Here is an 18,256-nt window from a genome sequence, read left to right on the forward strand (position 1 = left end):
ATATAACGTAAGATAAACGAAGGATGAACGTAAGATGAACGAAGGATGATTAATCAACCACTGATATACAATACCACAACGAGTGATCAAGACCGATTCAATAGCTTTCTGTTTTTCTTGGGATTGACTAATTTTTCTCAAATTATAATCAGAACTTAGGTATTTAAATAACCCACCTAAATGAAAGAAGAAAAGTGGCTATTGAGAAAAACCTCAGGTTCAAAATCGAAATACAAAGTTAAGGGCGATTATGCTGATGACAAGGTTTCGGACTTAAACCTGCTTGATGAGTTACCAATACGAGAAAGCATTAAAACATCACGCTCTTTTTTAGATACTAGCTTGGTCAAAAAGTGGCTAAACAATTATATTGACCAAGATTTTGATTTCATTTATGCTGAATTCATCAAACGAATACAACCTAAATATTTAGAAGAATACAGAGAATGCATATTCTGGTATACTGAGCCAAAATCTAATGTAAGTTTTGATGAAGATGGAAATGTTTATGGAAAATTTATGGGTAAAGTTGTAAAGCTGCCCAACAGCACCACAAGTAAATTTTATGTTGACCCAGCAACCAATTTACTCAAAAGAATTCCCGAACATCAATTTAAAAGGGAAAAGATTACCTATAAGGATTACTGATAATTAGCTAAAAATTCAGTTTCGCTAAAAGTCTTATCTTTGGCAGCTATGGCACGTATCCTTGCTTTTGATTATGGCACCAAACGTATCGGCATTGCCGTAACAGACCCTTTGCAGATTATTGCTACAGGATTGGATAATGTACACCCAAAAGACATTGTAGACTACCTTAAAAAGTATTTGCTTACAGAGCAAGTTGAGGCTTTTGTAATTGGCGACCCAAAACAAATGGACGGCACCCCTTCAGAATCTGCTCAGCATGTAAAAGGCTTTTCTACCATTTTAAAAAAGAACTTTCCTACTATTCCACAACATTGGATTGATGAACGTTATACTTCTAAATTAGCTACACAAACGATCATGCAAAGTGGGCTAAAAAAGAGCGATAGAAGAGATAAAGAAAGGGTTGACACCATAGCTGCCACAATAATTCTGCAATATTTTATGGAAAAACCACGTTTATAAGCAAAATGATTAGCGAAGAACTACAAAACTTACTCTTAAATTATTGCGAACCTGAAGACGAATTACTTCAGCATATTGACAGGGAAACCAACCTAAAAGTTTTAATGCCCAGAATGTTAAGCGGGCATTATCAAGGTAGGGTTTTGAGTATGTTAAGCAAGATGAATAATCCTAAAAGGATTTTAGAGATTGGTACTTTTACTGGTTACGCTACCCTGTGTTTTGCTGAAGGCTTAACAGAAGATGGCATTATTTATACTTTAGATATTAATGCAGAACTAGAAGATATGGTTCGTGAAAATTTCGCTAAATCACCTCTAAATTCTAAAATCAAATATATTATCGGCGATGCCCAAGCAACATTAAAAACCCTGAGTGAAGAGGTTTTTGATATGGTGTTTATTGATGCCGATAAAAAAAATAATGGCACTTATTACGATTTGGTTTTTGACCAAGTTAAGCCCGGCGGAATTATAATTGTGGATAATGTGCTGTGGAGTGGAAAAGTGTTGAACAACGCACAAGATAAAGACACCAAAAACATTAGTAATTTTAATGACCAGATTGCCACAGACAGCAGGGTTGAAAAATTAATTCTGCCAGTGAGAGATGGTCTTTTTGTAATAAGGAAGAAGTAGTTTAACTGTATAATTGTTTAAACTGGTTAACTGTTAGCATCAATTAAATGATCAGATAATTAACCGATTAACCCAAAGAAATGAAAAAAATATTTACTTTCTGTTTATTCATTTTAATTCTCTCGAAAGTTAAAGCACAATCTACCGAAGATTACATTGCTGAGCATGTTAACCATGCACAAGAGTTAATGAGGATTCATCAATTACCTGCAAGTTTAATACTGGCTGTTGCCATACATGAATCTGCAGCAGGGAAAAGCAAGATTGCCAAGTATTTAAATAATCATTTCGGTGTAAAAGGAGAGAATAGTAGTGCCGAAATAAGGTCTGCTTATCGCGACTACCCGACAGTAGATTCTTCTTATAATCACTTTGTTTCTTTTTTACATAGCAGAACTTATTTTAATGTATTATTTGGTAAATATGACCAATACGATTTCAGGAATTGGGCTAGAGGTATACAACGTGGCGGTTATGCGCATAGCAGAACTTGGTCATCTCAGGTTATTGCATTGATAAACAAATACCAGCTTTATCTTTATGATGAAAGACCGGATGATTATACGGAACCCGTGCCGCCTGTTTCAGAAGTTGCAGTAAAAAAAACAACTAGTAGAGGCAGAATAAAATCATCAACCAAAAAAACAAATATTTATACTGTTAAAAAAGGCGATAACTTAAATAAATTAGCCGAACGAATTGGAACCACATCCGCAGCATTGATGAAGAAAAATGGATTGAAATCAGCTGCGCTACAGCCTGGTCAGAAACTTAAATTATAATGAAGAAAACCCTACTATTTTTGGCTGTTGCCATTATCTTTTTTAGTTCTTGTAAATCGAGGCAATATAGCCGCAACAATAAACAAATTGAAAAGGCCGCAAATAAAGAAAATCCGAATTTTACTACTTATACAACCCTTAGTTATATAGCCGCTTTTAAAGCAGTGGCGATAGAGGAAATGAATAAGTATGGAATTCCGGCAAGCATAACCCTAGCACAAGGAATTTCCGAATCTGGCAGTGGAAATAGTAGTTTAGCTAAATATGCGAATAATCATTTTGGTATTAAATGTACATCAGATTGGAAAGGGAAAGCCTATTATAAAGATGATGACCAATCTAACGATTGTTTTAGGGTCTATAAAGATGCTAGAGAGTCTTATAAAGACCACTCTGAGTTTTTAAAACGTAAACGTTATAGCTTCCTTTTCGAGTTGGATAAAAACGATTACAGAAACTGGGCAATTGGTTTAAAAACTGCTGGATATGCAACCAATCCAAAATATGCTGATATGCTGATTGGCATTATAGAAAAGTATAAGTTAAATCAATACGATTCACCAGAATCTGAAAGTGAGAAAGTTGCCAGAGAAGACCGAGTTTTTACGGAGATAAATGCAAATATTCCAGTTGAGAAGAAAAAGTTTGCACCTATTGAAATTGCACCGAAGGACCCGCCTAGTGCTGCGATCACTACAGCACCAGCTGATGGCTATTATGTGGTAAAACAAGGCGACACTTTATTTAAAATCTCTCAACTTTTTAAACTAACGGTTGATGAATTGAAGGCTTTGAATAAAATGACCGACAACAACATCAAAATTGGTCAAAAACTATTGGTAGTTAAATAATGTTAATATAAACAAACCTTATTTGCTTATATTGTAGTTTTGTAAGCTAATGAAATCTTTAAGCCTATTTCTATTAATGTTATGCTGTTGTACTCAACTCTTTGCCCAAAATAAAACGGTGCAAGGTTTTGTGGTAGACAAAGATAGCAAATTGAGATTAGCGAAAGTTTACATTTACAACCCGACAACCGACGAAGGAATTTACAATAACAATAAAGGAGAGTTTACAGCAACTGCAAAGGTTGGAGACACTTTATTTGCAGCCTTGAGTGGTTACGGAATGGATACAGTAATTTTCAAAGGTCAAAGTGCAATAGCATTTCAACTAAAATCTTTAAGCATCAAACTAAAAGAAGTTAAAATTTACGGTAAAACGCTCACTCCTCAAGAACAATATTCAATTCTTAAAAAGGATTACAAATATCAGTTAGATAAAGGAAGTACTAAAGATTTATTTACTATGGGCCTCAATAGAGTTGGTTTAGGCATTGATGCGATCTATAACCTACTTAGCAGGCAAGGAAAAAATGCAAGGCATTTACAAGCAATTTTAGAACGAGATTATCGAGAAGAAATCATAGATTATCGTTTTAAACCAGACTATGTTAAAGCACTAACATCGGCCAATGATGCAGAGTTAAAGGATTTTATGTCGCAGTATCGCCCAACTTACCAATTCACCTTGTCTGCATCTGAATATGCTTTTGTACTGTTCATCAAAAACAGCTTTGCGTCTTATAAAAGAAACCCTTCTTTATTAAGATTGCCAAGTTTACCTAAGGTAAATATCCCTAATTTGAGTTATCAAAATCAATGAGGTATTGGTTGTTAATTTTACCAAAACTGCCAGCTAACGCGATGGCAATATTTCCCTTCATTCTACTTAAAAACTCATCACAACAAAAAGATTTAGTGTTACTTAATCACGAGAAAATTCATTTACAACAACAATTGGAATTATTGATTATTCCATTCTATTTGCTCTATTTGTTGAATTACTTTATCAACCTTGTTAAATATAAAAATCACTACCAAGCATATTATAACATCTGTTTTGAAAGGGAATCTTATCATTTTGAGGAAGATTTAAATTATTTATCTAAAAGGAAATTATACAATTGGACTAAATTTCTTCGTTAAATGCTCGGAAGATGGTTTAGGATAATGCAAAGGCGACAAGTATAAAAAACTTTTATTCCGTTTAATTTTTGTTTTTCTTTGCAATAGAATGAAGAAATTACTGCTTGCCTTTTTAACCATATCTGCCTTTTCTTTTCGTTTAGCTGCTCAAGAAGTAGACACTGTTCCTATTTCTACTAAGGGTTTAGATATAAAGTTAAAACGCAGTCCACTTCCATCTCGAATTGGAACAATACAATTTAAACCAGTAAATTTAAGTCCGGCATTGGTTAATGCCAAGGTAAATTACTGGAAAACCAGGACTTCTGTTGGAATAAATATTAATCAGGCTGCGTTTAGCGATAATTGGAAAGGTGGTGGTGTAAACTCTTTAGCCATAGGCGGATTAATTAATTACAAAGCAGAATATAGCAAAGAAAGCTATAGTTATGCAAGCGAAGTAATTTTACAATACGGTAAGGTTAAAAACAAAAGTCAGTTACAAAAGAAAACAACAGATAGGATATATTGGGATAATAAAGCTGCTGTACAATTATCTAAAAATTGGTATTTCTTTGGTTCGATGAATTTCGAGTCTCAATTTGACAAAGGCTTTTCATACAGTAGAGATGCACAAGGAAACGAAAAAGAAAACTTGCTTTCGAAGTTTATGTCTCCTGGTTATTTAACAGAATCAATAGGTTTTGAATATAAGCCAAATAAGTTTTTCTCTACCCGAATTGGTACTGGAACTGCCCGACAAACATTCGTATTAGATACTGCGCTTTACCGAACTAATCCCAAAAATTTCGGGGTAGAAAAAGGCAAAACAATTAGAAATGAGTTGGCATTTCAAGTGGTGATGAATTACGAAAAAGAAATTTTCCAAAACGTAATGCTAAAAACCAAATACAATATGTTTATCCCTTATGATAATTTTGGGCATATTGACCATAGGTTAGATATTAACGTAATTGCTAAAATTAACCGATTTATGAACGTTTCTATTACTGGCGTTGGTTTATACGATAGAGATACCGATTTAAAAATACAAGGCTCACAAACCTTAGCGCTTGGGTTGGTGTTTGCTTTCCCTAGGTAAGCTGTAGTCCAAAAAGGGATGCTGAGATTAATCTCAATTCACACATTGAATTAAATACCATGAACTTAACCTTAAAAGCCTTTTTACAAGGATTTTTGCTTTGCCTTTTCCTAACAATAGTAACTTTATTAATAAAGATTTACTGGTATAAAGCAGTTATTCATTTAGACTGGACATATTATTTGGGACATTTAGCTATATGTTTAATATGTGGTTTTGCCGTTATATTTATTAAGAGAAAGAAAAAGTAAGCTTCATAATTTAATAACTAATTAAACGGACTGGTATTTATTTTCAAAATACAGAAAAGGCACTGATTAGAATAACATATCCAAATCAAGTCTGCGCCTTTTCTGCTAAAAAATTTAATAACTCTATCCTTTCTTCTTCACCAAGTTTAAGTAATCGATGTAATACAATATCTTGATAGATAAACTATTGTTTTGTGGGCTAGAAAGAATATTATCAAAGTTTCTGCTATAGCGCTTGGTTAAAAATTTATCATTTGTTTCTGCAGCATCTTTGTAGGTAATGCTTAGCTCACTCCCAGGAGAGAAAACCCAAGAATACGCTAAATCTATATTAAAAACATTATAGTTTCTATCCACATTCTGTAAAGCTGGTCCAGTGTAAGCGTTTAATCCGCCAGCATTGTTTAGTGCGTAGAACTCTTTGTTTCTTCTATCAGACCAATAATGCCTAACCCCTAAACGAATGCCCATTTTATTACTAAAACTATACTTGGCATCCATTGTATTTTCAACTGTGTTTCTATCATATCTAGAGAAAACAGATTGAGCGCCATTAAAGCCAACCCAGTTTACAAAGTTGTAACTCGGATTAAAATTAAGGTCTAAACCAAAAGCTAGTTTATCGCTTACCCTATAGTTTTGAAAAAAGTAATAATTGTAACTAACCCCATCAAACATTGCTCTTTTAATTCTGACTATGTTTCCTCCAAAATTGTAAGCTTTTGCTCTATTTGGATTAACATAAATAGCCAATCGATAACTTTCTGGTGCTTTGTAAACTTGTCCGTTTCTAGATTCATAAAAATCATTAGATTCTGCTAGCCAATTCGCATTTAGCTCTGCAGACCATTGGTTTTTAAATTGAACATATACGCCTGGGAAAATACCCAGACTTTGAAAATCGCCAGGTTTAAATCTTCTTGAATATTCTATTTCAGTCCAAGCTTGAATAGAGTTATACCATTTACCTGGTTTATACTTATTGTAAGCGATATTTATTGACTGGTCAAGAAAGTTATTATTGGTGTAAAAACCCATATCTGATGGGTCGAATTTGGTGTCTGCAAACTCCTGCTCATAATTAAAAGTAAATGTTCCGCTTTTCTTTCCCAATTGAAATTGATAGCTGTAACCATTTCGGTTTTCTTTAATTGGGTCTGCAGTAACATAACTCATTTTACCTGCTCCATCAATAAAATAGGCGTTCTTTTTATCATTAAAATTGAATAAGGCTGCACTTACATTTGCATCATAAGCACTTCCTTGCCTTAAAACATTGGTGTTGATTACACTAATAGAGCTGTTGTTTTTTAAGGTTTGGTCTAAAACAAAAATATTGTAATTGGTTAAAGGTTGACTTTCAAACTTGCTTCTATTTCCAGCTAAATCTTCAACTTCTGTATACATGTTATTAGTTATGGCATTAAAAACCCCAATGCCCAAACCTTTAGCCGTACGCCCAGAAATTTTTGTAGCATTTAGCACTTTTCCTTCTTGTGGGTCTTTAATTACTTTATCGGTAGACTTTAGTTCGCTTTTATTGAAGTAAGATGGGATTGACCCAATCCTTTTGGAATAAAATAAATCACCCTTATTAAATAGCTCTGTTCCTTCCGTAAAAAACTGACGGTTTTCATTAAATTTTACCTCAAATGGCGTCAAGTTCAGAACCCTATAATCACTTTGTACCTGTCCAAAATCAGGTATTAAAGTCATATCCAAAGTGAAGCTTTGATTAATACCGTACTTCACATCCATACCACCATTTATAGTTGCTTGCGTATTTTTTACGCCAGGCGTGTTGTATGGATAATGACTAATCAAGGTAGAAACATAAGGAGAAAAAGATAAACGCAATGGCGCCTTGATGCTTTTAAAACCTTCTAAAACCCCGCTCTGGTTAACAAAACCATCAACCTTTGGGTCAACGAAATTCCAAAATGTTTGGCGATTGGTTCCTGTACGTTTACGAGTAATATTCATTCCCCAGTTCTGAATATCTTTACTAGAAAATCGCAAAGCGGAATAAGGGATTTTAATTTCTGCAGTCCAACCTTTATCATCAATTGTTACTTCACTTTCCCAAACAGCATTCCAACTTTCGTCCTCTCCTGCGATAAGCGAGTACTTTGCATCAAACTGTACACCAGCTGCAGTAACGAAAAACCCATAACCATTTACCCCATCTAGGAAGGTGTCAAATACTACACCTACAAAATCTGCATTACCAATTTGGTCTCTCGAAACCAATTCATGCACAACGCTATCTGGTTTATCATACATTCTGGCCGAAACATAGATGGCATAGTCATCGTATAAAAACTTTACTTCTGTTCTACCTTCTTTAGTTTCTACACGTCCCGGAACTGGCCTTAATTCAATAAAATCTGTTGCTATTGGTGCTGCATTCCAAACCGCATCATCTAAAAACCCATCTATTTTAGGGCTTGTAGAAGTTCGTTGCACTTGTACTTTCTTTTTTGGCTGTGCATTTTGAGCTAGAGCGGTGGTAACGCAGAGCGCCAATATAAGGCTGGTAAAAATAAATTTCATTTGTTTGTTTGATTAAAGATTAGACACGGCTAATTAGGTAAATGTTGCATCGTAACAAAAATATATTTTAATACGTGAGCAATTTTTTGGCATAGCGATACCTGTGCAACTAAAAAATCTTTTAGGAGCATGGTACTTAAACAAATTTTGTTGGGAATTATAAAGATAGATTGCTCTGAAATTATCAAAGCAATCTATTGTTGATTATAGTCCTAAAACGACTTTCTTTTCGACATATTTCTCAATAGAAGAATAATTATGTCCTTTCTTTTTCATTTCAGCAATATATGTAGGCGTAGTCCCTGTTGCTTTTGCGCTTACCACATTTTCAACGGTAAGGTTTTTAAAGCCAAGTTTTTTATACTCATTATAGTCTGCTGCGGTTATGCCAAGGGCTTTCATTCCCAGAAGATCTTCAGAATCTAGTTTACCCAAACCTAGATCTTCAAAGCTTTTACAATACTCTGGTGTAATGCCTAAGGATTTCATTCCTAAAAGTTCTTCATCAGTGAATTTAAAGCCTGCAGCAGTAAATGTTTTTACAAATTCTGCAGTAATGTTCATTGCTTTTTTTGCAATAGCCATTCCTAATTCGTCATCTTCATCATCTCCATTGGTCTTATGGTCTGTTCTTGTATTAATTTTTGGAGATTTAACTCTGGTGGGTGCCATTTCTTTATCACTGGCATTTTTAGCATTTCTTAAAAACTCACCATCAATTCCTTGAGCTTTAAGTGTAATTAATTTACTAGCTGTAATGTTTTTATAGCCTGAACTTTTAATATCTTTTATAAAAGCAGCATCAACATTTAGCGCTTTTAATGGAATAATATCTTGAAGGCTTAGATTATCTAATCCAGCGTTTTTTAATGAAGCAATGTATTCTCCAGTAACCTTCATTGCGCAAAGCGGAATTAAATCATTTTTAGAAAATTGAGTGTAACCTTGTTTTTTAAGCATTGCAATGAAATCCTTTTTAAGTTTAATCATATAAAAAACCATTCCATCTTTTTCTTTGTTTGCGGTTACACCTTCCTTTTCTAGGAAGTTAAAGAAGTTATCATCTACTTTAAATTCATAGTTTCCCATTCCTGCATTTCCATCAAATTTGCCAATAAATTGGATGGTTCCTGCATCTCTTGTTAACGAAAAAGTTCCTTTTTCTGCTGTTGGTAAATTTTTAAACTCTGATAATAAAAATTCGCTATTGCTGTAGTTATTATTACCTTCTTCATCCTCGAAACGGATGTTAATTTTGTCATTTTTTATTGTTGCAAACCAAGTTCCCTTGTTGGAGATTTGCATAAATTTATTATTGTTTTTTGCGTTAGTTTTAGTTGATTTTCCGAATGCAACTGGCTCGTTAAACAAAGAAACGCACACTAATAAAAGCGGAACTATACATAGATATTTCCATGTAGAGTTAATATTTGATTTTTTTGAGTTCATCATGAGTAATCTTTTTTTAAGAATAGATTGATTGTAATTTGTTGTTAAACTTGCTGGAAAGTTTGGAGCCGAAACCTTTACCAAACTCATTTGATAACTTGTTGGCTCAATATCAGAATGTGACAACAATTCGTTGTCTGTTAAAAATTCTAGGTTATCTTCCATCGCTTTGCGATAAAACCAAGCGAACGGGTTAAACCATTGGAAAATTAATGCCAATTCTGCTAAAATAATATCGTAGCTATGTCCTTGCTGAATATGGATTTTTTCGTGAAGGATGATTTGGTTATACGTATCCCAATCATATTTTTCTGGATTGATAAAAATGTTATTGGCAAATGAGCATGGAGCCTGCTCACCAGAGAGCTCAACAATTCTAAATCTTCCATCCTGAATAAATGGTCTTGAATAACTTTTGTACAATAAAATGCAAAGTTGAAACAGAAAGTTGATGCCAAAAACCGCAACACCTAACCAATATGCCCAAACTACTACGTCTAGTAGTGAAACATCTTTAAAGAACGATTCTTTTGTATTGTTTTCTTTTGAAGAACCTGCCTGAACAGTTTGAGTCGTTTTTGAATTTACCGCTTGTTCTGAACTTTGAATTTTTGTTTTAGATTCAAATATCGATACTTCGATATTTGCCTTTCTAAACGACCATTGTTGGGGAACTGGAATTAATGGCAAACTAAAAGACAGAAATAAACAGCCTAATAAAACAAATCTGTTTAACGGAAAGAAGGTTTCTTTCTGTAACAATACTTTATAAAACAAGAAACATCCGGCTAGAATAAGCGCAACATTTAAGGCATAGAAAATCATGGCTTTTTAGTTTTAATAAGGTTTACGATTTCTGTTAATTCATCTTCAGAAAGATTCTGCTCTTTAGCAAAAAAGGCAAGCATACGTGGGTAGGAATTATCAAAATATTGACTTACTACATGTTTTAATGCGTGTTTTTGATATTCTTCTCTATTAATTTTTGCAAAATAGCAAAACATATTACCTACAACATCATGTCCTAAAAATCCCTTTTCTTCTAGAATTTTTACCATAGTTGCCACACTATTGTAATGCGGTTTTGGTTCCGGAAGCATTGGAATAATATCTCTGATAAATGCTTTTTCCACATCCCAAAACGCTTGCATAATTTGTTCTTCTCTTTTTGCTAGTTTTATCATCTCCATAAAAATTATACTCAAAAGTAATACTAATTAATTAATAACAATACTAATTGATTAGTAGATTAGTAACTTTTTAGTTACGTTTTAAAATATAGCCCTTGAGATCTCCTCAAGGTTCTTTTATAGTTGTCAAGTATTAGGTTGGCTTTCCGTTAATGATTGTAGCGAAATCCTTTTTGGCTTTCAATAAATTCAATTTTTCAAAAAAAGCCAAAAAGATAAACCAGAAATAGTATAAAAACGACCAAAACAGTTTTCAATTTGTCATAAAGTGATGCCTTTGGCACAGTTAACAGTTACTAAGTCATTGTGGGCTTTTACCTTAAAAATTAATATCTTTGCGCTTTAAGAATTAGACAAATTATGTTTGAGAATTTACAGGATAAGCTAGACAGGGCATTTAAAGTTTTAAAAGGACAAGGAAGTATCAGCGAAATTAACGTTGCTGAGACCATGAAAGAGATTAGAAAAGCTTTATTGGATGCCGACGTAAATTATAAAACAGCTAAAACCTTTACCGACGAAGTAAAAGAAAAAGCATTAGGACAAAACGTACTTACTGCTGTTTCTCCAGGGCAATTGCTAACCAAAATCATGAATGATGAGTTGGCTGCCTTAATGGGTGGAGAGGTTACTGAGCTTGATTTAAAGAATAATCCTACTGTTATATTAATTGCGGGTTTGAATGGTGCTGGTAAAACTACTTTTACCGGTAAGCTAGCTTTACACTTAAAAAGCAAAGGTAAAAAGCCTATCATGGTAGCTGGCGACGTTTATCGCCCTGCTGCTGTTGACCAATTACAGATTTTAGGCGAGCAAATTGGCGTTCCGGTTTATGCAAACATTGCATCTAAAGACCCGGTTGCCATTGCCTTAGAGGGTATTGCAGAAGGTAAAAAGAACAACAATAATGTAATCATTATAGATACAGCTGGTCGTTTGTCTATCGACGAAAGCTTGATGAATGAGATTTCTGAGGTTAAAGCACAAACTAAACCTCATGAGATTTTATTCGTAGTAGACGCGATGACTGGCCAGGATGCGGTAAATACAGCCAAAGTATTCAACGACCGTTTAGATTTTACTGGTGTTGTTTTAACAAAGTTAGATGGCGATACTCGTGGTGGTGCTGCTTTATCTATTAAATCTATTGTAAACAAACCAATTAAATTTATTGGTACTGGCGAAAAGATGGAAGCACTTGATGTGTTCTATCCAGACAGGATGGCATCTCGTATTTTGGGAATGGGTGATGTTGTTTCGTTAGTTGAACGTGCTCAAATGCAGTTCGATGAAAAGGAAGCTGCTGAATTACAAAAGAAAATCCGCAAGAATAAATTCGATTTCAACGATTTCTACAACCAGATTCAACAAATCAAGAAAATGGGTAATATGAAAGATTTGATGGGAATGATTCCTGGTGTTGGCAAAATGATGAAAAATGTTGACATTGAGGATGATGCTTTTAAAAATGTAGAGGCAATCATTCAGTCGATGACTCCTTTTGAAAAAGAAAATCCAGATAGCATTCAACAAAGTAGACGTATGCGCATTGCAAAAGGTTCTGGCAATAAAGTTGAAGAAGTAACTAAGCTGATTAAACAATTTGAAGATATGCGTAAAGTGATGAAGCAGTTTTCAAATCCAGCAGCTGCTGCAAAAATGATGAAAAATATGCCTAAAATGCCGCAAGGTAGAATGTAGGCTTAAAAGATAAAAGCTTAAAACGATACACATAAATCCCGTTGCAAAAGCTTCGGGATTTTTTTGTGGGTTTAACACCATCTAAGACAGTTAAGAAAATCTAAGGCTTAAGATATAGAAAGAATCGTTCTAGTGAGATAGTGGTTTTACCGCAAACTAAGATGCCCTTAGATTTCTTAGATGGTTAACTTTATTTATTTCTAAAAAAGAAAAATTACGCCGTAATAATTAAAGAATTTTCCCTGTAGTTTCAATTTTAAAAAGGAATCTATAAATCTGTTTTGCTTTGCATACATTTAAAATTATGCTTGTAAAAACCTATGGAAGCGCCGTTTATGGCGTAGACGCTTTAACCATTACCATCGAAGTAAGTATTGTAAGTGGCACCAAATATTTTGTGGTCGGCTTGCCAGATAACGCAGTAAAAGAAAGTATGTTTCGAGTGGAAAGCGCTATTCGAACTTCAGGCTATCACATGCCCAGACAAAGGATTGTGGTTAACCTCGCCCCAGCGGATATAAGAAAAGAAGGCTCGGCTTACGACTTACCAATTGCCATAGCCATATTAGCTGCATCAGGTCAGGTAGAAGTTGAGGATTTGGACAAATACTTTATCATGGGTGAGCTTTCCATGGATGGGGGGTTGCAAAGTATAAAAGGTGCGTTGCCAACTTCTATACAGGCTAGAAATGACAATTTTAAAGGTTTCATATTACCTAAAGTAAATTCTAGAGAAGCTGGCATCGTAAATAATATTTTGGTGTATGGAATGGAAACCCTAAAAGAAGTAATCGACTTTTTTAATGGTAAAGAGAAACCTGAACCTGTTGTTGTAGATACACATAAAGAATTCTTTAATCAGATTAACAGTTATGAACAAGATTTCTCTGATGTAAAAGGTCAAGAAAACATTAAACGTGCTTTAGAGATTGCCGCTGCTGGGGGACATAATGTGATATTGATTGGTCCGCCAGGAGCTGGAAAAACGATGCTCGCCAAACGTTTGCCAACTATTTTACCACCATTAAACTTAAATGAGGCTTTAGAAAGCACCAAAATTTATTCAGTTGCAGGGAAACTTCCTGTTGCCAATGCGTTAATGACGGAGCGACCATTTCGCTCACCACACCATACCATTTCAGATGTTGCTTTGGTTGGTGGAGGAATGAATCCCCAACCAGGAGAAATATCTTTGGCACATAATGGTGTTTTGTTTTTGGATGAATTACCTGAGTTTAAAAGAACTGTTTTGGAAGTAATGCGTCAACCTTTAGAAGATAGAAAAGTAACGATTTCTAGAGCTCGATTCTCGGTTGAATATCCATCTAGTTTCATGTTGATTGCTTCCATGAATCCTTGAAGTTGCGTCGATTATTCTCCGCATTTAGGAAAGAAGATGGGAGAAAGGACAGCGCAATGTCGATGTCTTCTTTCCTGATGGTGATGCCGTCGGTAATGGTTTCGACGATTGCACGCTTCTTGTCAAACGGCATATCAGCCCATTGATGTGAGAGCTGTTGCGCCTCGTCCAGCACCGTGTCACTTGAGAGCAACTGGATGGAAAGAAAATCAACCTCGGCCTGAAGCTCGGGTATTGCGTCATCCAACTGCGCAATGCGAACGTTAATCGGTTGGCAGTGTTCCGCAAACTGTTCTTTTGAAAGTTCGTCTTGGAGACGCATCTCTAAAAACGTTTCAAACTTCTTTGCGAGCTTCTTTCTTTCGCTTACCGTTTGGGAAAGGAGCGCACTCTTTTCCTTCATGATGTTGTCGGATTGAGCGAGAAAATCCTTTGCGTTGATGCCCTGCAAATACTCCGTCAGATACGTCTGATATATTTCATCAATGTCATCAACCGCAATTCTCTTTTTACACACCTTGCAGGCATATACCTTTGAATTGTGGAAGACGTACATTGTCTTTCCGCATTCGCATTGTATATATCCCGATAACAGATACACGGCTTTCTTTCTCGTCTTCTTGCTCTTTTGTTCCTGCTGAATGAGAATTGAGTTTACCTGGTTCCAAAGCTCTTCCGTCACGATTGCAGGACAGGGGGTAATAATCCATTCGCTTTCTGGCTTCACTATCCATTGCTTCTTGTCTCCCAAGCTCTTGGTGTAGTTTGCTTTGCGCTCGCCTTTGGCTGTGGTATCGCGAAGCAACCTGTCCACCGTATTATCAGAAAAGTGTGAGCCGTTTCGGGTGCGATAGCCTAGTGCGTTGAGTTCATTGGCGGTCGTTTGCTTGCGTTGTGTCTTGAGAAATATCTCATACATCAGTCTGCGAATTGGTGCTTCTTTCTCGTCAATGACCAGTTGTTTGTCGTGCCACGCATAGCCGTAACTTGCTTGTCCGCCTAACGGCTTTCCCATTTTTGCACGGATTGGCACGGATGCGGCAACCCTGCTTGAAATTTCTTCACGCTCCCATTCGGCCATTGCCGAAATGATAGTGAAAAACAATCTTCCCGCTGGACTGCTCGTATCGATTTGCTCCGCTAATGAAATCAGGTCCGCCTGTTCCTTTCTAAAGATTTCGGCGAACTCCAATAGTTCCTTGGTGCTTCGGGCAAGGCGGGCAAGTTTTGAGAAGACCAAGCCCTCAATGTGTCCGCTTCGCACGTCCTTGAGCATTCTTTGTGTTTCGGGGTGGTGCATAACCGCCTTTCCGCTGACGGCATCAAGCCGATAGACTTCAACAACGTGCCAGCCTCGCAAGTCCGCATAGGCTTTTGCACGCTGTTGGTGGTGTTCGGGACTTTCGTCCTTTACTTGCATGTCGGTGGATACCCGTATCCAAATGCCAACTTGTTTTGGCTGTTCCATTCATTTTTTGTTTAAGTGAATTTTCAGTTAATTGAATATACTAGTTTTTAAGAACTGTATCTACTTGAAAGTGTATGAAAACAGACGAAATAAATATACTACCCTTAAATTTAACTTTAGATAAACTTTTGTTCAAGAATGCAAAGCAGAAATTTGGTATTAATATTGTACCCACAGAGAGACAAGCTGTCTGCGTGTTTTCATGGCATGAAAATATATCAAATGCTTGATAATAAAGTCTTGTATTGGGGTTAATGGCCATTGATGTTAATCCTTATAGCATCGTTGTTTTTGAGCTAGATTGTCAATGCAAAGAAAAACGTAGCTTCTAAAAGCTACGTTTGAATTTTTCGCTATTTGATTGGGAACTATTCGGGAATTTTCATGAGTTGTCTTTTATAGAACAGATGCGCACTCAATACTGCTTCGTACAGTTTTGTACTGTAGTTGCGGTAGTTGTTTGTACGGTTCTCGGGCAAAGAACCGAGGTTAGGATATATTTTGAGAGTGAACTTTATGAGTTCATCGGTTCGGCGCAATGCCATTCGTTCCTTTATCTCGCGCTTGGTGATGTAATCGTGTTCGCAACCATACTTTAATGCAAGCCGTTCAATTCCTCTTATGATGCTTTTGATTGGCTTATCATGCTTGCTCAATGGAGGCACTTTAATGATTATTCCCGTCACCTCGGCTTTTTCCACGTAGTGGCGGTACAGCTTGATTATTGCGTTAAGCTTTTTCTTAGACCAAACCGCATCAAAGTTGTGCATTTCTCGACTAAGCAGCACACCGTTTTTAATCACCGCTATTCCAGTGCGTGTAGTGCCAACACTAATCCCTAATATCGTCATCGGTATTGAAGATTGAATTGGTAACAATGTTCGTGAACAGTCTTGCCCGTGTGGTGCGTATTGAATGGCTAGGCAATGTTACGACGTGAGTAAGTGTTGCGAGGAGGTAATCACGGGGGTATTTCTTGGCACAATGCAGGTAAAAAGAGAGTGATTTGCGGTCTTCCAGAGCATTTGCCATATCCTCCGCTAGCTGGATTTCCTTAGGAGTGTACATATAGCTTCGTATCAGTCCCATAATGTAATGTTGTTTCCATAAGCGGTTACTTGATTATTAATAATAATGTCCGCGATCGGACGACCGTTCTTTTTTTGAGATTACGAACGAACGTTCGTAAGGCGATTTCAAAATTTGGGCGCAACAAAGCGCAGTATCCGTTAAAAGATTTTAAAGAAGGGCTAATATTATTTAATTGAGAGGTGTATCGCCTTGTTGGTCGACAAATCTTTTTTTGGCATCCAGATAATACTGCGGATACAAGTCCCTGACTTCCTTTCCGTAGAATGCGCATAATTTGATTAATGCAATCCCGCTTGGCATTTTTTTGTCATTCTCCCAATGCCATAGGAGTGTAGCGTTGCAATGACCTAGTTGCCTGGCAACCTGTCTTTGATTAAAGCCCGCATTTTGGCGAACTATCTTTAACATATTTGGATAATAGGTTTTCGGATAATCCACAGCAATAAGAATATTATTGTTCGTAGTATAAAGTAACTACCCTCAAATTTACCTAAAGATAAACTTGAGGGTAGTTAATAATTAGAAATCATATAAATGCGTTCATTCTAATCATGTTATCTAAATTGTCGTTAACAGTTGCATCTTTATGCGTTCTTAAATATTTTATATTACCAACTTCGATAATTTCAACTTTTGCTCCTGTTTTAAATGCGGCCGTGTGATAGTCCCATCTTAGTGTCATGACGATTTTGCCCGCTTCTATTAACTTTACAACCTCTTCACGACTAGTCTTTACCCCACGGTTAAACCCATCTGCATCATTTGCATGCAAAAAAACATGAGATACAATCTTCGACCCATTATGGGTTGTTTGCCAAATTCCTGATATGTAAAAATTTATTGTGTTTGCCATTCTTTTAAATAAAATTGTGTGTTTAAACTATAAAGAGCCGTGTTAATATCACGGCTCTTTAATGGATTATCCCTTTGGAGGATGCGGGTCATTACCGTACGAATTTCTGTCACGGATTTGCCCATTAGGCCTGTGAATAATTGTTTCAGACCGCTGATTAATTGCTATTTCTCTAGCAATTCTTGTTGCCTGAGCTTGAGTTTCTGCAACTTTGGTAACTCTCTCGTTACCCGCACCGCGCACCGCCCAACTTCCGTTGTGAGGTACGACATGTTGATTTTTACCCATTTTCTTAATGTGTTAAGGGTTAAACAATGAAAGGGCGAGCAAATGCTCGCCCTAATTAATTAAGCGTAGGCTTCTAGTCTCCAAGTAGCATTTTTACCGTTATAAGGCGGCATTGTGTTACCCTTTGCAATAGGCGCAGTTGTAGTAGGCGTACCCACTACTCTCCACACTCCACTCTCTGGACAAGAATGACCTGTGCTTGCTGTAGTACCGATTGGTGCTTTCATATATGTATGATTTGCTTCTCTCCATTGTTTTTAAAGGTGGAACACATTAACCCTTCTAAGAAAATTTGGTAATCCAAGAGAAACAAGTTATATTCGTATACCACTACGATGGAACTTTGTTTCCCTCAAACGCCAAGCCTCTTTTCTTTTCGATGGCTTGGCTTTTTTTATATTTCTAAAGTCGATATTACAATAGCCACTTCTTCATCATAAATACAG

The 18,256-nt window shown here is 36.0% G+C and carries 17 protein-coding genes and 1 pseudogene; 9 read left to right on the forward strand and 9 right to left on the reverse strand.

Going from position 1 to position 18,256, the window contains the following annotated elements:
• The first annotated feature begins 180 nt into the window (after positions 1–180).
• From EZ428_RS02580 to EZ428_RS02615, 7 genes are all read left to right on the forward strand, one after another.
• Complete coding sequence (locus tag EZ428_RS02580; RefSeq protein ID WP_131551541.1) at positions 181–648, forward strand: hypothetical protein; 468 nt, start codon at positions 181–183, stop codon at positions 646–648.
• Between the two features lie 48 nt (positions 649–696).
• Entirely contained in the window at positions 697–1,113 is a 417-nt protein-coding gene (ruvX, locus tag EZ428_RS02585; protein ID WP_131551542.1) for a Holliday junction resolvase RuvX, read from the forward strand.
• A 5-nt stretch (positions 1,114–1,118) separates the two neighbouring features.
• Entirely contained in the window at positions 1,119–1,751 is a 633-nt protein-coding gene (locus tag EZ428_RS02590; protein WP_131551543.1) for an O-methyltransferase, read from the forward strand.
• An 80-nt stretch (positions 1,752–1,831) separates the two neighbouring features.
• Complete coding sequence (locus EZ428_RS02595) at positions 1,832–2,533, forward strand: glucosaminidase domain and LysM peptidoglycan-binding domain-containing protein (RefSeq protein WP_131551544.1); 702 nt, start codon at positions 1,832–1,834, stop codon at positions 2,531–2,533.
• Positions 2,533–3,384, forward strand: coding sequence for a glucosaminidase domain-containing protein (locus tag EZ428_RS02600; protein WP_131551545.1), 852 nt, complete (start codon positions 2,533–2,535; stop codon positions 3,382–3,384). Before EZ428_RS02595 ends, EZ428_RS02600 begins: the two co-directional genes overlap by 1 nt.
• A gap of 49 nt (positions 3,385–3,433) precedes the next feature.
• Entirely contained in the window at positions 3,434–4,201 is a 768-nt protein-coding gene (locus tag EZ428_RS02605; RefSeq protein WP_131551546.1) for a hypothetical protein, read from the forward strand.
• 411 nt (positions 4,202–4,612) lie between these two features.
• Complete coding sequence (locus tag EZ428_RS02615; RefSeq protein ID WP_131551547.1) at positions 4,613–5,605, forward strand: DUF3078 domain-containing protein; 993 nt, start codon at positions 4,613–4,615, stop codon at positions 5,603–5,605.
• 374 nt (positions 5,606–5,979) lie between these two features.
• Here the strand turns inward: EZ428_RS02615 and EZ428_RS02620 are convergent, their stop codons facing one another.
• From EZ428_RS02620 to EZ428_RS02630, 3 genes are all read right to left on the reverse strand, one after another.
• Positions 5,980–8,409 (reverse strand): DUF5916 domain-containing protein, encoded by a 2,430-nt coding sequence (locus EZ428_RS02620; protein WP_131551548.1) that lies wholly within the window; start codon positions 8,407–8,409, stop codon positions 5,980–5,982.
• A gap of 204 nt (positions 8,410–8,613) precedes the next feature.
• On the reverse strand, positions 8,614–10,683 hold the full coding sequence (locus EZ428_RS02625; RefSeq protein ID WP_131551549.1) for a M56 family metallopeptidase: 2,070 nt from the start codon (positions 10,681–10,683) through the stop codon (positions 8,614–8,616).
• Positions 10,680–11,042: a BlaI/MecI/CopY family transcriptional regulator gene (locus tag EZ428_RS02630; protein ID WP_131551550.1), complete on the reverse strand. Its 363-nt coding sequence runs from the start codon at positions 11,040–11,042 to the stop codon at positions 10,680–10,682. Before EZ428_RS02630 ends, EZ428_RS02625 begins: the two co-directional genes overlap by 4 nt.
• A gap of 366 nt (positions 11,043–11,408) precedes the next feature.
• Here EZ428_RS02630 and ffh point away from each other — a divergent pair, with 366 nt between their 5' ends.
• Complete coding sequence (gene ffh / locus EZ428_RS02635) at positions 11,409–12,749, forward strand: signal recognition particle protein (RefSeq protein ID WP_131551551.1); 1,341 nt, start codon at positions 11,409–11,411, stop codon at positions 12,747–12,749.
• Between the two features lie 304 nt (positions 12,750–13,053).
• Positions 13,054–14,106: pseudogene (locus EZ428_RS02640) on the forward strand (YifB family Mg chelatase-like AAA ATPase); the annotation flags it as partial.
• On the opposite strand, the gene EZ428_RS02645 reads toward EZ428_RS02640, so the two are convergent.
• The 6 genes from EZ428_RS02645 to EZ428_RS23905 form a co-directional block, all read right to left on the reverse strand.
• A complete protein-coding gene (locus tag EZ428_RS02645; protein WP_131551553.1) occupies positions 14,081–15,577 on the reverse strand; it encodes a recombinase family protein in 1,497 nt (498 codons plus the stop codon). The pseudogene EZ428_RS02640 and the gene EZ428_RS02645 sit on opposite strands and share 26 nt — an antisense overlap.
• 368 nt (positions 15,578–15,945) lie before the next feature.
• The gene (locus EZ428_RS02650; protein ID WP_131551554.1) at positions 15,946–16,428 is read right to left on the reverse strand and encodes a hypothetical protein; all 483 of its coding nucleotides are present in this window, start codon (positions 16,426–16,428) and stop codon (positions 15,946–15,948) included.
• A gap of 409 nt (positions 16,429–16,837) precedes the next feature.
• Entirely contained in the window at positions 16,838–17,077 is a 240-nt protein-coding gene (locus EZ428_RS24330) for a helix-turn-helix domain-containing protein (RefSeq protein WP_131551555.1), read from the reverse strand.
• Positions 17,078–17,195: 118 nt separating this feature from the next.
• Positions 17,196–17,522 carry a DUF3892 domain-containing protein gene (locus EZ428_RS02660; RefSeq protein ID WP_131551556.1) on the reverse strand — a complete coding sequence of 109 codons (327 nt, stop codon included), beginning with the start codon at positions 17,520–17,522 and terminating at the stop codon, positions 17,196–17,198.
• Between the two features lie 66 nt (positions 17,523–17,588).
• A complete protein-coding gene (locus EZ428_RS02665) occupies positions 17,589–17,810 on the reverse strand; it encodes a DUF2188 domain-containing protein (protein ID WP_131551557.1) in 222 nt (73 codons plus the stop codon).
• Between the two features lie 59 nt (positions 17,811–17,869).
• Positions 17,870–18,037 (reverse strand): hypothetical protein, encoded by a 168-nt coding sequence (locus EZ428_RS23905; protein ID WP_165501692.1) that lies wholly within the window; start codon positions 18,035–18,037, stop codon positions 17,870–17,872.
• Positions 18,038–18,256 lie beyond the last annotated feature (219 nt).

This window comes from Pedobacter frigiditerrae (assembly GCF_004331645.1).
Lineage (GTDB): Bacteria > Bacteroidota > Bacteroidia > Sphingobacteriales > Sphingobacteriaceae > Pedobacter > Pedobacter frigiditerrae.